Genomic DNA, 14,502 nt, shown 5'->3' on the forward strand with positions numbered 1-14,502 from the left:
CAGTCGGTATGTGACTGCTGTCATATTAGAAAGGTGGACTAATGATTTAATTGATCAATGAGCTCGTGAATCTTGTCTGGGCGAGTGGCGGCGCTGAGAATTCGTTTACACTGAGGCTCTAGTTTTTTAACGTGGCTTGAATTTATCACTGACTTTACATCCAATATAGTCGCAGGGTGTGCGCTAAAATCTCTTAGACCTAGACCCAGAAGTAAACGCGTATATCTAGGGTCCCCGGCCATTTCACCACACATAGATACAGGGATCTTGGCTCGCTTACCTGCTTGTAATGTAAGCTGGATAAGCTTCAATACAGCAGGATGCAAAGGGTCATATAAATAATTGACAGATTCGTCGATACGATCAATCGCTAGCGTATATTGAATTAAATCATTGGTGCCTATGGATAAGAAGTCAAGTTGCTTGGCAAAACGTGCAGCCACTAACGCGGCGGCAGGTACTTCTATCATAATGCCGACAGGAATTTCGTTGTCAAACTCTTTGTCTTCTTCTTTAAGCTCACGCTTAGCTTGATCAAGCACGGACAATGCCATCATTAATTCTTCATGACTGGTTATCATTGGAAACATAATGCGCACTGGCCCAATAATTGATGCCCGTAAGATAGCGCGTAACTGTAACTTAAATAGTTCAGTGTCTTTAAGAGAGCGTCTTAATCCGCGCAGTCCTAAGGCGGGATTTTGCACCAGTGGACCTTTGTATTTGGGGTCGAATTCTTTTTCTGCGCCAAGATCTAGTGTGCGAATGGTTACTGGTTGGCCTTTGAGTGCACGTATAACTTTTTTATAAGCATTAAGCTGCTCAGTTTCCGAAGCAGGTTCGTCACGATCAATATATAAAAATTCAGTTCTGTATAAGCCTACACCTTGCGCGCCACTATGTTTAAGAGCTTTAACATCGTCAGTGAGTTCAATATTGGCTTGCAGGTTAATTGCCACACCATCTTTTGTCTTGGCTTTAACATCACGTAATGATTCTAACTTTCTGCGTTCATCTCTTTCTTCTTTTTGTTTTCTCTTGTATTCCTTGATGGTCTTGTCGTCGACACCGGCAAGTACCATGCCTTCTGTACCATCAATGATGATTTGCTCATTTTCTTTTAATAACAAGCGTGCATCTTGCATGCCTACTATGGCAGGAATGCCAAGACTGCGAGCGATGATAGCCGTGTGAGACAATGGTCCGCCTAGCTCGGTAATGAAGCCAGCGATGTTTTGATGTTGCAGTACTACGGTGTCTGCTGGTGTTAAATCGTCAGCAACAATAATAGAACCACGTAACGTTTGAATTTCTTTTTCAACTTCATACTGATGGTCAAACAACATTTTTTGGATGAGATTGATAACATGATCAATGTCATTTTGTCGTGTTTGTAAATATTCATCTTCCATTTGTTCAAACACAGCAACTAATTTGTCGCGTTGTATTTTCAGTGCCCACTCAGCATTACAGTAAACTTCTTTAATGATGTCGATAGGTGCTTTAGATAACATTGAATCATTTAACATTAGTAAATGTGACTCAATGAAAGAGGCGACTTCTTGCGGTGCTTCTGAGGGGATAGAATCTTGAATCTTACGTAATTGTTTTCCAGCGCGGTCAACTGCAGATTTAAATCGTTTTATTTCTGCATTAACTTCATCAGGGTGAAGGGTGCGCTCATATACTTCAAGTGAGCTGCGTAGCAACAAGTGCACATTGCCAATTGCAATGCCTCTTGATACGCCTAATCCACTAATAATTAATGCCATATGTATCTGTTATATGTTATTCATCTTCGCCGAAGCGGGAATCGATTAGTTGTTTGATTTTTATCATAGCATCTTCAGCATCGTGACCTTCTATGAAGAGTGTAATGTTAGTTCCTTTGCTGGCCGCTAGCATCATGACGCCCATTATGCTTTTACCATTAACACGTTTACCATCTTTTTCAATTTCAATTTCAGATTCGAATCCACTAGCGGTCGCGACAAATTTTGCGGCTGCACGCGCATGTAATCCTAGTTTGTTACAAATAGTTGCTTGATCTTCAATCATGATTCGTTGCTTTTTGTTCGCATAAAATGATCCCGTCATGCCCGCCGGATAATGCTTTTTCCGTCATCTCCGACAATGATAAGCTAGAATAATTTAGTATGCGGATAAACATGGGTAAATTAATCCCTGCGATTACTTCTACGTCTTGAAGATTTTTAAGTCCATTGGCGATGTTGCTTGGGGTTGAGCCAAACATATCAGTCAGTATCAGCACGCCACTTCCATCATTAACGGAAGCTAACATGGCTTCAGCCTTCTTATGTTGAGAGTCTGGGTCACAATTGGGGGACACAGATAGTGCCCTGCAATTCAAAGGTAGTGAGCCTCCCAGGGTGGATCTTGCTGTGGCAAGTAACTCCTCGCCCATCTCTCCGTGAGTGATAATGAGTATTCCTACTGGCATGACTTTCTATTCAAATTCCCTATGTCTAACGGTAATGGGTTGTTGCATCTTATTTCCCAATTCGTGCGCAACTTGGTTGATGCAGTATACGGAGCGGTGATGGCCCCCAGTACAACCAATGGATATTGTGAGATAACTTCTGTTTTCTTCTTCAAATAATGGAATCCATTTTTCCATAAATTCTATAATTGATTTTATCATGCTATCAACTTCGGGATATGAACCTAAGTAATTCATCACTGCAGTATCTTTGCCTGATAAGTTTCGCAGATTGGGCTGCCAATAAGGGTTGGGCAAACAACGCACGTCAAACATAAAGTCAGTATCGTTAGGTATCCCATGTTTAAAACCGAACGATTGAAGAATAATTGTTAACTCGGTAGATGATTTTTCGATAACTACTTGGTTGATTAAAGTGCGTAGCTGCCTGACATTAGTTTTAGTTGTGTCGACGTTAAGGTCTGCATAGTCGGCAATTTTGCTGAGCAGTTCTTTTTCTAGGTGTATCGCTTTTATTAGCGGGATATCGTTTGTAGTAAGTGGGTGTTTGCGTCGTGTCTCGCTAAATCTTTTAATCAGTGTATTAATTTCAGCACTGAAAAACAAAACTTCCAGTGGAATATTATCGTTTTTAAAATTTTGCACGATATCAATAAGGTTGTCGATACTTTCATTTCCTGCTCTAGAGTCTATGCCGACAGCAATTTTTTCATGATAGGGTTTTTCTTCTTTTAAACATTGCTCGATAAATGTAGGTAATAACTCTACAGGCAAATTATCCACGCAATAAAAGTCATCGTCTTCTAGTGTATTTAGTGCAACAGATTTGCCTGAGCCGGAAAGACCGGTAATAATTAATATCCTCATAATGAATCTTGCTGGATAGATTTTTGTTGGCGGTCGATGAAATCATCTGCTGCACTATAGCCTTTGATCATTAATAAATGATTACGCACTGCGGCTTCTGTCATTACCGCAAGGTTTCGTCCTGCTGCAACGGGTAGACGAATCACAGGAATTTCTAGGCCCAACACATTTTTGGTTAATTGAGGCGTAGCAAGCCGATCTTCAGATTTTGGTATTGATTGCATGGCGGTGAGATGAATGATTAAGCGAAGGTATTTGCTGAATTTAATTGAGCTGTCACCATACATTTCACGAATGTTGAGTACACCTAAACCGCGTACTTCTAAAAAATCTCTTAGTAATAGTGGGCATGAACCAACTACAATATCTGGAGCAATACGCATAAACTCAGGTGCGTCATCAGCAATTAACCTGTGACCACGTGTGACCAATTCTAATGCTAGTTCGCTTTTACCTAAGCCGCTTTCGCCAGTTAGCATCACCCCTAGGCTGATTACTTCCATAAACACGCCATGTAAAATTACTTTGTCAGCTAATGCCCGCGATAAGAAATAGCGTAAGTGCGTGATAATTTCTGTAGAAGATAAAGACGAGCAAAATACTGGGATTTTATATTGGTCAACAAATGTTTTTAGTTCTATTGGCGGCATTAAGCCGTCAGTAAAAAATATAGCAATAGTGTCAGAGCCAAATAATCGCTGATATGCTTTATGCTTTTCTTGATTTCCCAATGATTGAAGATAGTTTGACTCTACTTTACCCAATACCTGCGCCTGATTGGAATGGATTAAATTAAAGTAGCCAACCAGTGTAGCGGAGTCATCACTAAAACTATGATGCGAGAAAGGGTGATTGATATATTGTTCTCCATACCAGATAGAGAGTTCTAACTCTTTGCTTAGTGAGTCTAGAATTGACTCTGGTGTGGTGTTTTCTGGCATGCTACGCAAACATTGTATGGGTGCTGTTGGAAGTCTAGGCGTAGTGGCTGCTAAGTGCCAGTATTATGCGGCATGCTTGTCCGAAGTTTTAGCAAAAATATCCAGTAATTCTTTAGCAGAAGTACAGTTTCGAAGCTGATTACGATTCTTTTGCTCAGATAAGAACTCTGCGAGAGAGGCTAGTGTTTTTAAATGTTCATCAGTGGCCTCATCTGGAACTAACAGCGCGTAAAATAATGATACTTTCTGTTCATCTGGCGCGTCAAAGTCAACTGGATCTTCAAATTTGATGACAGCGCTACGAATTTCCTCAATATTGTCAATGCGGCAGTGTGGGATTGCTACACCTTCGCCTAATGCAGTTGTTCCTAAGCGTTCACGTGCTTGCAAGCCAGTGCTCACTTGAGTTGCTTGTACTTCATCTAGACCTTCGGCTAGCAATTCGCCAAGCAACTCGAACACGCGTTTTTTACTACTAACATCTTTTAGTAGTAAAATTCGACTTGCGTCAAGGTAGCGAGCTAGTGATGCGTTTTCCATGGTAGTAGTTAAGCATAAATCACGTTAAACGAGATTTCTATGTGCGCCTTCTTCGTTATGATGGTCTTTGATTTTTTCTTTGTGCTTAACAATTTGTCGATCAAGTTTGTCGATTAGGTCGTCAATAGCAACATACATGTCATCTGCTGTTGCATTCGCAAAAATTTTATTCCGGCTGACTAGCATAGAAGCTTCAGCTTGGTGGCGAACTTTTTCTACGGATAATACTACGTGTGTATTGATTACGTGATCGAAGTGTCTTTCTAGACGTTTGAATTTTTCATTAACAAAATTTCGTATTGCGGGAGTAATATCAAGATGGTGACCAGTTAATTCTATTTGCATTTATCCCTCCGTGAATTGTTATTTAATTATTTGTTTCTCAGCTTCTTTATAACCCCCTTCTGCAAGCAATTCCAGTTGCATTTTTTGGGCAGTTATGAACACATATTGAATGTGCTGTTTTCCATGTTGTAGCTCAATCATAGCGTAACAAGGCGGTCTAATGTGTGGGCAATGTCGATTATTTTGACTGAGTATATGAACGGTACTATCGGCTAAAAAGGCAGAAAATTTAATAAATTACAGTTGCTTGCGCTCATTCGAAGGAGGGATGGATAAAGCCTCACGATATTTGGCTACCGTGCGACGTGCGACATTGATGCCTTTTTCGTCAAGCATTTTGGCAATCTTGCTATCACTTAAAGGTTTAGCATTATTCTCTTCTTCAATAAGCTTTTTAATCATGGCGCGGATGGCGGTAGCAGAACATACCCCTCCATCGGCAGTGCCCACATGACTAGAGAAGAAATATTTAAACTCATAAATACCTCGTGGTGTGTGCATGTATTTGTTTGTCGTTACACGCGAGACGGTTGATTCATGGAGTTCTAGTTCTTCTGCTATATCGCGCAATACTAATGGTTTCATTGCCTCAGGACCATAGTCAAGAAACTTGCGCTGATGTTCAATGATAGATATAGCGACGCGCAGCAATGTTTCATTACGGCTGTGCAAACTTTTTATAAACCAGCGTGCTTCTTGAAGCTGTGTGCGCATGTAATTATTGTCAGTACTGCTATCTGCGCGCTTAATAAGATTGGCATAAGTATTATTAATACGAAGTTTCGGTGCGATATCAGTATTTAACTCTACCCTCCATGAGCTGCCACGTTTTACAACAGAAACATCAGGCACTACATATTCTGGGCTACTGCTAGAAATTTGTGCGCCAGGGCGAGGGTTAAGTGACTGAATTAATTCTATTGTTGCTTGTAGTTCTGCTTCAGACAAATCCATTCGCCGTTGTATTAACTTTGTATTACGGCTGCCTAAGGCATCAATATAATTTTTTACAACACCGATAGCTGATTCTAGGTGTGGTGTATCTGCTCGTAAAGTGCGCAGTTGAATACCTAAGCACTCAGATAGATCTTTTGCACCAGTCCCAATAGGATCTAAAAATTGAATTAAATGTAAAACTGCCTCAACTTCATCTAGCTCCAATTCTGGGAATGTTTCAATTAAACCTTGATGGATATTTTCAATGCTGTCTGTCAAGTAACCGTCATTATCAATTTCATCAATCAGAGTAATGCCGATGATGCGATCAACGTCAGTAAGATTAATTAAAGAGATTTGTTGAAGCAGGTGCTGTTGAAGTGAGTTACTAGACCCGCTTTCATTTTCATATACATCACGCGAAGGTTCATGAGGTGTTTCGCTATATACATTAGAAGCTTGGTAAATATCCTCCCAGTTACTATCAATTGGTAAATCATCTGAGATCTGTTCTTTTGTAGCAGTAATATCTTGCTCAGCAGAATCATTTGATGATTCATCCTCATTTTTTTCAGTTGTTTCTTGATTACTCGGCGCAGATTCTTCCTCTCTTTCCAACATAGGGTTGGTTTCGAAAATCTGTTGAATTTCTTGCTGTAGCTCCAAAGAAGAAAGTTGCAGAAGCTTAATCGCTTGCTGCAATTGAGGCGTCATCGACAGTGATTGGCCGACACGAAGTTGGAGGCTTGGTTTGAGCATTAATAATTGGCTTAATTATTGCTTAATTTATGATTGGATAGTTACACAAAAAGATTGTTTTGAGAAGCGTGGCTAGGTGATTAGAGCTAAAGTTAAACCGACCAAGTGTGACTTGCATACGTTTTGTATATATCTAAAGTTGAAACTCGGAACCTAAATAGACTTCGCGAACTTGTTGATCATTTAATAAATGGTCAGGAGTGCCTTCTGCAATGATTTGACCTTGATTAAGAATGTATGCACGTGAACATATACCAAGCGTTTCGCGCACATTGTGATCAGTGATTAGTAAGCCAATACCACGCTCCGTCAGCTGTTTTAATAAGCGTTGAATATCCATAACTGAAATAGGATCTACGCCTGCGAAAGGTTCGTCTAATAAAATGAATTGAGGTTGAATTGCCAAAGCACGTGCGATTTCAACACGTCTACGTTCACCGCCAGATAAACTAAATCCTTTACTGTTTCTAATATGTTCTATTTGCAAGTCTTGTAATAAACGATCACAAATTTCTCGCTGCATTTGTTTTTGTGCATCTTTTCTTAATTGCAAAACAGCAAGAATATTCTCTTCAACAGTTAGACCACGAAAAACAGAAGCTTCTTGTGGTAAGTATCCGACACCTTGTTGTGCACGAGCATGCATCGGCAATTTTGTTAAGTCTTGGTTGTTTAATCCAATGCTACCTGCATCAGACTGAACTAAGCCTACAATCATATAGAAAGTAGTTGTTTTGCCAGCGCCATTAGGCCCCAGCAAGCCCACGATCTCGCCACTATTTACTTGTATGTTGACGCCTTGAACAACCTGACGTTTTTTATAAGTTTTAGCGAGTTGCTCGGCCCATAGACGGTTATTTGTCTGCATTGTCTTTAGATTTGGGTTGGATAGTTATTTCAATGCGGTCTTTTTTGGTTCCAGTGTCTATTAAACCTTCTTCTGTCAAATAGAGAATGTAGTCACTTCGAATTACATTTCCTGCTTGAGTTATTTTACCGCGCCGGAACAATTCTATTTTTTTCTCTCCGCCATTGTGAATCATCTCTTCAGATTCCGCATAAACTATATCGCCATCATCTGTAGTTTCTTGATAGGTAGCTAAATCACCAACAGAAATCATTTTGTCTACCTCATTATTTGATGTATACACAGTAATTATGTCCCCGCGTAAAATAGTAGTACCTTGCACCATCTTGACATCGCCGCGGTAAATACTTACTCCTGATTTTTCATTTAGCTCTGCTGAATCAGCAGTTATATGAATTGGCTTTTCACTATCATCAGAGCGTGCAATTGCGTTTTGAAGCGCGCATAAAGAGACTAATAGAGCGATGAATAAAAATATTTTAGCGTTCATATATGCCACGTACATCTTTTAAAAATTTCATTGTTTGAGTGTGCGGATTAAATTCAAACCCAGTGCCATGCATATTACCTTTGCCGTGAATAATTGTCGCGGGAAGAGTAGTTTTGGCGCTTTGTGTGACATTGTCCAAAGATAGTTGTTCTGTTGTCAGGACTATGTTGTTATTGCGTTGGTCCGGCATAGAAACTTTTACATCATCGATTAATATAGTCATATTCTGCTGGTGCAGAATTTCGGCAGAAACTGCTGTTATTACAATAGGTGCTTGTTGGTCACGGTACATGGTTATTGTGGGTGAATCCATTAGTGTTTTTTGTTCGCCTACTAGCAATTGCGTGCTTGGTGCTTGAATTATTGACTGTGCATTGCCTGAGTCATTAGTGTTTGTCAGTGCAAAGCCTTTAAATTTATGAGTGTAATGTTGTTGCTCAGGACTATTTTGTAATTGGCTGCTATAGTTTGTTTCAACCGTCATTAAATAACTAGCCGCTACTATTATGATGGAGGCAAGTGATAGTATTATTAATAAAAGTTTAATCATTATGACTGGTTTATTTGTTTGAATTATCTATCGCTTATTGCGTTACATTGTAGTTGAGTGCTTCAGTTAGTAGACCCTTTGAATCAAGAATCAGTTCACATACTTCTCTTACTGCTCCGTGACCTCCAGTTTTTTCAGTAATATGATCAGCATGAGATTTTACCCATTGGTGGGCGTCTGCTACCGCAAAAGACAGCCCAGCCAGTTGCATCGCAGGTACATCGATAATGTCATCGCCTACAAATGCGACTTGTTCGACGGGTAAATCATTCTTATTAGTCAACTCAGTGAATGCAGTGCGTTTGTCTATTTGTCCTTGCAATACATCAGTGATTCCAAGTTCTTTCATACGGACATCAACCGCTTTTGATTCTCTACCTGAAAGAACTGCAACATGAACACCGTAGTGAATTAGCATACGTACACCATGGCCATCACGAACATGAAATGATTTTGTTTCTTCACCTAAATGATTAATCCAGATGCGGCCGTCTGTGAACACACCGTCAACATCAAATACAACCATTTGTATGCTTGCAGCGGCTTTATTTAAAGCTTGTATTTCCACGTTGATAATTTTAGTTGATTAAATAACTCCAGCGCTAAGTAGATCGTGCATATTTAGGGCGCCTATAAGTTCGTTGTTACTATTAACTACGGGTATGGAATTAATACGTAGCTTTTGCATTGTATCCAATATTTCTGCAGCTAGTTGGTCATCGCTTGCCGTGTGGCAATTAGCCGTCATTACATCTTTCATTAGCGTAGAATTTACGTCCATGTTTGTATCAAGTACGCGTCTTAAATCTCCATCGGTAAAAATGCCAATTAGGAGATTGTTTTGATCTGTGATAGCTGTCATTCCTAGGCCTTTACTAGTCATTTCTAGTAAACCTTGTTTTAAGCTCATGTCTGCGTGAACAATAGGAATTTCCTCGCCGTGATGCATAATGTCCGCCACTTTAATTAATAGCCGTTTTCCCAATCTGCCAGCTGGGTGAGAGCGAGCAAAATCTTGTTCGTTGAAGCCGCGCGCGTCTAATAGTGCAATCGCTAAAGCATCTCCCATAGCCAACATGGCGATAGTGCTCGTAGTGGGTGCAAGCCCTAAAGGGCAAGCTTCATGTTTTACAGATACATCAAGATTAACATTGGCATTTTTAGCCAACTGAGATTGTTTGTTGCCGGTTAAGGTAATCAAAGGTATGCCAAGTCTTTTCAAGGGCGGTAATAGTGATAATAATTCTTCAGACTGACCTGAGTTAGATAACAAGATGGCAACATCGTGTTTATCAATCATTCCTAAGTCGCCATGACTAGCCTCTGCAGCACTAACAAAAAATGCAGGACTGCCTGTACTTGCAAGAGTCGCTGCAATTTTACGACCAATGTGTCCTGACTTGCCTATCCCAAGAACAACGATGCGGCCTGCTGGATTGAGTAAATGGTTGCATGCGCTAATAAACTGATTGTCAATACGCTCGGATATTTCAAGCACGGCATTAGCTTCTTCTTTGATGACTGCCCGCGCTAGTTCAATTGCTTGTTTGGTATCTAGTTCCACCATGATTTAATGCTGTACGCTCTGAATATATAAAGTTATTTGAAAGCCGATAAAACAAAGTAGCAATAAAATACCACTAAAATGATGCATGCCTTTACCTCTATAGGTGAAATACGCTAACCCAAGTAGGAATATAGTCAGTCCTAGCATAATAGGGAAATCGCGCGCTAGTACTTCGCCTGGGATGGAGTAAGCATTAATAAATCCAGGCACACTAATAACACCTAAAGTATTAAATATATTTGATCCAAGCACATTACCAATAGCAAGATCAGTATGATGTTTTAGAGCACCCGTCACTGAGGCGGCTAGTTCAGGCAGGCTTGTGCCTATAGCTACAATAGTCAAGCCGATGACTAAATCCGAAATGCCGAATAATTGTGCGAGTTTCACGCTTGATGAAACTAAGATATTTGAGCTAATGAGTAATAATACTAAGCCTGCTACGGTCCAGAATAAACACATGGCTACAGAGCAATCGTGGGTATCGTCTTTTTGTTCTAAGTTGGTTGATGTCGTTGCAAGGTAACCGATTACAATCACTAGCGCAGTAAGTAAAATGGCCGCGTCAGTGAGAGAAAGGAGTAAGTCTGATAGTAGGAACCAAGCCAGACCCATCGCAGCAAAAAGCAGTGGGAACTCTCGCCGCAGAGTTTTGCGTGCTACTAATACAGGCGTCAGAAAAGCGGTAACACCTAGAATTAGTGCAATATTGGCAATATTTGAACCAACTGCGTTACCAATGGCTAAACCACTATTTCCTTGCCATGCGGATACGCCAGATATAAGTAGCTCGGGTGCAGAAGTGCCAAAGCCTATAATGACAACACCAATGACCAAAGGGGAAACATTAAGATATTTTGCTAAGCCTACTGCGCCTATAACGAAGCGATCTGCGCTCCAGATAAGTAATGCAAACCCAATTAACAGGCCAATGATAATAGTTGTCATATGTGTATTAGTTTAGAAAGCAGCGATTATACATGTTTTAATTTTGGCTCATTTTTAAATTGACTCATTTGTTGATTGATAATTACCCATATTCACTATTGCTAATAGACCACGTATGATTGCGATTTGAAAAAATACACATGACTGATAATTCCGAATATATAGGCTCTGAGCCGCTAGTCGAAATACGCGACATGTATTTCTCGCGTGGTCCAAATCAAATATTTAAAGGGTTGAGTCTAGACATCCGTCGCGGGCAAGTGACAGGGTTTATGGGGCCTAGCGGTACCGGTAAAACGACTTTACTTAAGTTAATAGGTGGTCAACTTAAGCCTCAAGAAGGGAAAGTTTTTATACAGGGCCAAGATGTGAACGCGATTAGCCGGGCGTCTTTATTTGAACTGCGTAAGCGCATGGGGATGTTATTTCAAAGTGGCGCACTGCTTACAGACATCAATGTATTTGAAAATGTAGCCTTTCCACTGCGTGAACATACCAAGTTGCCTGAGCAAATAATCCGTGATCTAGTCCTGATGAAATTAGAAGCAGTAGGACTGCGAGGTGCACGCAAGCTTATGCCTAGTCAGTTGTCCGGAGGGATGGCACGCCGAGTCGCTCTTGCACGCGCTATCGTGCTTGATCCTATGATGATTATGTATGACGAGCCATTTACTGGATTGGACCCTATTACAAAAGGCACCATTGTTACGTTAATTAAGCAATTAAATAATGTATTAGGCTTGACCAGTATCATTGTTTCTCATGATGTTGAAGAAACCTTGTCAATTGCTGACTATATATACGTCATTTCCGATGGTGAAATTATTGAATCAGGCACGCCAGCAAGCTTAAGAAAAAGTAGCTCTGAATGGGTGCAACAATTTTTAAATGGTTACCCCGATGGGCCAGCGCCATTTCACTATCCAGCGCCAGAATATATCCAAGATTTATTGGTGGGTAGGTAAGCGTGCTGGATTGGTTGCAAAATTTAGGCAAAAAAGGGCTACATGTATTTGAGTCAATGGGTCGCGCAACCTTATTCTTTATAGGGGTAATAGAGGGGCTAGGAGTCGCAATAATAAGGTTCCGTCTGACATTGCGTGAAATATACTCGGTTGGAGTGCTGTCATTAGTCATCATTGCTGTGTCTGGCCTATTTGTCGGTATGGTGCTTGGTCTTCAGGGTTATGTGAATTTCGCAAAATTTAACGCTGAAGAGTCGTTAGGCATTTTTGTCGCATTATCTTTAGTGCGTGAGCTTGGACCTGTGGTTACCGGTCTTTTATATGCTGGGCGAGCTGGATCTGCATTAACTGCGGAAATCGGCTTAATGAAAACTACCGAACAATTAGCCTCAATGGAAATGATGGCTGTAGACCCGATTCGTAGAATCATTGCACCAAGGTTTTTGGCGGGTATTATTTCCATGCCATTATTAGCGGCGATATTCAGTGCTGTCGGTGTTATGGGAGGGTATTTTGTTGGCGTTGGCTTATTAGGAGTGGATTCAGGTTCTTATTGGTCACAAATGCAAGCCAATGTAGATTTTTCAGGTGACATTGTTAACGGCGTTATTAAGAGTATTGTGTTTGGGATTGCCTGTAACTGGATTGCTTTATATGAAGGTTATGATGCTATACCCACGGCTGAGGGAGTTAGCCGAGCGACTACAAAAACGGTAGTACGTTCTGCACTTGCAGTATTGGCGCTTGATTTTATTCTAACGGCATTGATGTTTAGTGACATATAAAATTTTGAGAGACAGCTTATGACAACAAGGTTTATGGAAATTGCAGTAGGAATATTTGTAGTGATCGGTGGAGCTGCATTATTTATGTTGGCAATGAATGTAAGTAACTTTGGTACTGGTTCTTCTAAGGAAGGCTACTATCTAACTGCATATTTCGAGAATATTGGTGGCTTAAAAGTACGTTCCGCGATTACTGTCTCAGGTGTTCGTGTGGGTCAGGTAAGCGGTATTGTGTTTGACCCAGAGAGACTTCAAGCTAAGGTGACATTGCGCGTTGACCAAAATCATGATTATTTTACCTCTGATACTGCGGCTAGTATTTATACCGCAGGTTTATTAGGGGAACAGTATATAGCCTTGGAACCTGGAGCAGAAGATGACACTCTTAGTGATGGGGATGAAATTGAATTTACCCAGTCAGCTGTGGTTTTAGAGGAAATAATAAGTAAATTTATATCTAATGCTGGATCTAGCTAAGTCTTAAGGAAAACTAATGAATAAATTAATTACAATTTTAATACTAGCCATTTTTGGTTCGAATGCATGGGTTGGTGCAGAAGAACTTACACCTGAGCAAATTGTTGAGCAAACATCGACTGAGTTATTGCAAATAATTAATGAGCAATCTGAAAGAATTAAAAATGAAGAAGGTTATGTAAATAGTGTAATCAATGAATTGATATTGCCGGTTATAGATTTGCAGTCTATGGGTAAGCTAATTTTAGGGAAACACTGGAAAACCGCCAGCGATGAACAAAGATCGCAATTTATAGAGCAATTCAAGTCAATGCTGATTCGAACATATGCTAAATCGGTCGCTGACTTTGGTCATGCAAAAGTTACTGTATTTCCTCCTAAAGGTGAACAAAAAGGTAAGCGGCATCGTGTCAAATCCCATTTAGATATTGGCAGTGGAACACCATTACAAGTTGATTACGTGTTTCGCAGAAAAGATGATTCCTGGAAAGTGTTTGATCTCGTGGTTGATGGATTGAGTTTAATTAAAAACTTCCGTACTAGTTTTTCACAAGAAATTAGTGAGACATCACTAGATGCATTGATTAAGCGTTTAGAGTCAACTAATGCAGGTTAGTTTAATAAGCTTTTTTCTATGAATGAACTGCAAAGCTTAGGTGAAGGAAATTTTAGAGTCAGTAGCAATCTGACCACTGTGACAGTGCCTGAGTTATGGACGCAGTCTAAGAAGTTATTCCCACCAACGGAAGCCTCATCAATTAGTATAGATGTTAGTAATGTTGCGCAAGTAGATAGTGGGGGTTTAGCTTTATTAGTTGCTTGGGCGCGTTGGGCAAACTTCAGAGATAAAAAGTTTTCACTAAAAGGTGTGACCGAGCAACTCTCAGTGCTTATTGAAAATAATCAATTAGAAAAGCTGTTTTATTCTTCCTTCAGGTAAGATAATTCTTCTATTTCTCTTTCAGCGTTGTAAGCTAGCAACGCAAATTCTTCGATCAGATTA

Annotated in this window: 19 protein-coding genes; 5 read left to right on the plus strand and 14 right to left on the minus strand. The window is 40.2% G+C overall.

Features of this window, described 5'->3' with window-relative positions; genetic code table 11:
- Window positions 1-38 precede the first annotated feature (38 nt).
- The 14 genes from ptsP to R8G33_11165 form a co-directional block, all read right to left on the minus strand.
- Window positions 39-1,772, minus strand: coding sequence for a phosphoenolpyruvate--protein phosphotransferase (gene ptsP, locus R8G33_11100; GenBank protein MDW3096210.1), 1,734 nt, complete (start codon window positions 1,770-1,772; stop codon window positions 39-41).
- 16 nt (window positions 1,773-1,788) lie between these two features.
- Complete coding sequence (locus R8G33_11105) at window positions 1,789-2,058, minus strand: HPr family phosphocarrier protein (protein MDW3096211.1); 270 nt, start codon at window positions 2,056-2,058, stop codon at window positions 1,789-1,791.
- Window positions 2,051-2,461: a PTS fructose transporter subunit IIA gene (locus R8G33_11110; GenBank protein MDW3096212.1), complete on the minus strand. Its 411-nt coding sequence runs from the start codon at window positions 2,459-2,461 to the stop codon at window positions 2,051-2,053. Before R8G33_11110 ends, R8G33_11105 begins: the two co-directional genes overlap by 8 nt.
- Window positions 2,462-2,467: 6 nt before the next feature.
- The gene (gene rapZ, locus R8G33_11115; GenBank protein ID MDW3096213.1) at window positions 2,468-3,328 is read right to left on the minus strand and encodes an RNase adapter RapZ; all 861 of its coding nucleotides are present in this window, start codon (window positions 3,326-3,328) and stop codon (window positions 2,468-2,470) included.
- Complete coding sequence (hprK, locus tag R8G33_11120; GenBank protein ID MDW3096214.1) at window positions 3,325-4,269, minus strand: HPr(Ser) kinase/phosphatase; 945 nt, start codon at window positions 4,267-4,269, stop codon at window positions 3,325-3,327. Before hprK ends, rapZ begins: the two co-directional genes overlap by 4 nt.
- A 63-nt stretch (window positions 4,270-4,332) precedes the next feature.
- Window positions 4,333-4,809 carry a PTS sugar transporter subunit IIA gene (locus R8G33_11125; GenBank protein MDW3096215.1) on the minus strand — a complete coding sequence of 159 codons (477 nt, stop codon included), beginning with the start codon at window positions 4,807-4,809 and terminating at the stop codon, window positions 4,333-4,335.
- A 24-nt stretch (window positions 4,810-4,833) separates the two neighbouring features.
- Window positions 4,834-5,154, minus strand: coding sequence for a ribosome-associated translation inhibitor RaiA (raiA, locus tag R8G33_11130; GenBank protein MDW3096216.1), 321 nt, complete (start codon window positions 5,152-5,154; stop codon window positions 4,834-4,836).
- A gap of 237 nt (window positions 5,155-5,391) precedes the next feature.
- Window positions 5,392-6,849 (minus strand): RNA polymerase factor sigma-54, encoded by a 1,458-nt coding sequence (locus R8G33_11135; GenBank protein ID MDW3096217.1) that lies wholly within the window; start codon window positions 6,847-6,849, stop codon window positions 5,392-5,394.
- Window positions 6,850-6,982: 133 nt separating this feature from the next.
- Window positions 6,983-7,717 carry an LPS export ABC transporter ATP-binding protein gene (lptB, locus tag R8G33_11140; GenBank protein ID MDW3096218.1) on the minus strand — a complete coding sequence of 245 codons (735 nt, stop codon included), beginning with the start codon at window positions 7,715-7,717 and terminating at the stop codon, window positions 6,983-6,985.
- Window positions 7,704-8,207 (minus strand): lipopolysaccharide transport periplasmic protein LptA, encoded by a 504-nt coding sequence (gene lptA, locus R8G33_11145; GenBank protein ID MDW3096219.1) that lies wholly within the window; start codon window positions 8,205-8,207, stop codon window positions 7,704-7,706. The genes lptB and lptA overlap by 14 nt, the downstream gene beginning before the upstream one ends.
- Window positions 8,197-8,691 carry an LPS export ABC transporter periplasmic protein LptC gene (gene lptC, locus R8G33_11150; protein ID MDW3096220.1) on the minus strand — a complete coding sequence of 165 codons (495 nt, stop codon included), beginning with the start codon at window positions 8,689-8,691 and terminating at the stop codon, window positions 8,197-8,199. The genes lptA and lptC overlap by 11 nt, the downstream gene beginning before the upstream one ends.
- Before the next feature lie 100 nt (window positions 8,692-8,791).
- A complete protein-coding gene (locus R8G33_11155) occupies window positions 8,792-9,325 on the minus strand; it encodes an HAD hydrolase family protein (GenBank protein MDW3096221.1) in 534 nt (177 codons plus the stop codon).
- 18 nt (window positions 9,326-9,343) lie between these two features.
- Entirely contained in the window at window positions 9,344-10,324 is a 981-nt protein-coding gene (locus tag R8G33_11160; GenBank protein MDW3096222.1) for a KpsF/GutQ family sugar-phosphate isomerase, read from the minus strand.
- Window positions 10,325-10,327: 3 nt separating this feature from the next.
- Window positions 10,328-11,272, minus strand: a complete 945-nt coding sequence (locus R8G33_11165; GenBank protein MDW3096223.1) for a calcium/sodium antiporter — start codon at window positions 11,270-11,272, stop codon at window positions 10,328-10,330.
- A 140-nt stretch (window positions 11,273-11,412) separates the two neighbouring features.
- Between R8G33_11165 and R8G33_11170 the strand changes: the two genes are divergently transcribed.
- Genes R8G33_11170 through R8G33_11190 form a run of 5 tightly spaced genes read left to right on the plus strand, consistent with a single transcriptional unit; the run spans window position 11,413 to window position 14,439 of the window.
- On the plus strand, window positions 11,413-12,237 hold the full coding sequence (locus tag R8G33_11170) for an ABC transporter ATP-binding protein (protein ID MDW3096224.1): 825 nt from the start codon (window positions 11,413-11,415) through the stop codon (window positions 12,235-12,237).
- Window positions 12,238-12,239: 2 nt separating this feature from the next.
- Entirely contained in the window at window positions 12,240-13,022 is a 783-nt protein-coding gene (gene mlaE / locus R8G33_11175; GenBank protein MDW3096225.1) for a lipid asymmetry maintenance ABC transporter permease subunit MlaE, read from the plus strand.
- A gap of 18 nt (window positions 13,023-13,040) precedes the next feature.
- Window positions 13,041-13,499, plus strand: coding sequence for an outer membrane lipid asymmetry maintenance protein MlaD (gene mlaD / locus R8G33_11180; protein MDW3096226.1), 459 nt, complete (start codon window positions 13,041-13,043; stop codon window positions 13,497-13,499).
- Window positions 13,500-13,515: 16 nt separating this feature from the next.
- A complete protein-coding gene (locus R8G33_11185; protein MDW3096227.1) occupies window positions 13,516-14,115 on the plus strand; it encodes an ABC transporter substrate-binding protein in 600 nt (199 codons plus the stop codon).
- 18 nt (window positions 14,116-14,133) lie between these two features.
- Entirely contained in the window at window positions 14,134-14,439 is a 306-nt protein-coding gene (locus tag R8G33_11190) for an STAS domain-containing protein (GenBank protein MDW3096228.1), read from the plus strand.
- The last annotated feature ends 63 nt before the right edge of the window (window positions 14,440-14,502 follow it).

The sequence above is a fragment of the Gammaproteobacteria bacterium genome, from assembly GCA_033344735.1.
Taxonomy (GTDB): Bacteria; Pseudomonadota; Gammaproteobacteria; order UBA4575; family UBA4575; genus UBA1858.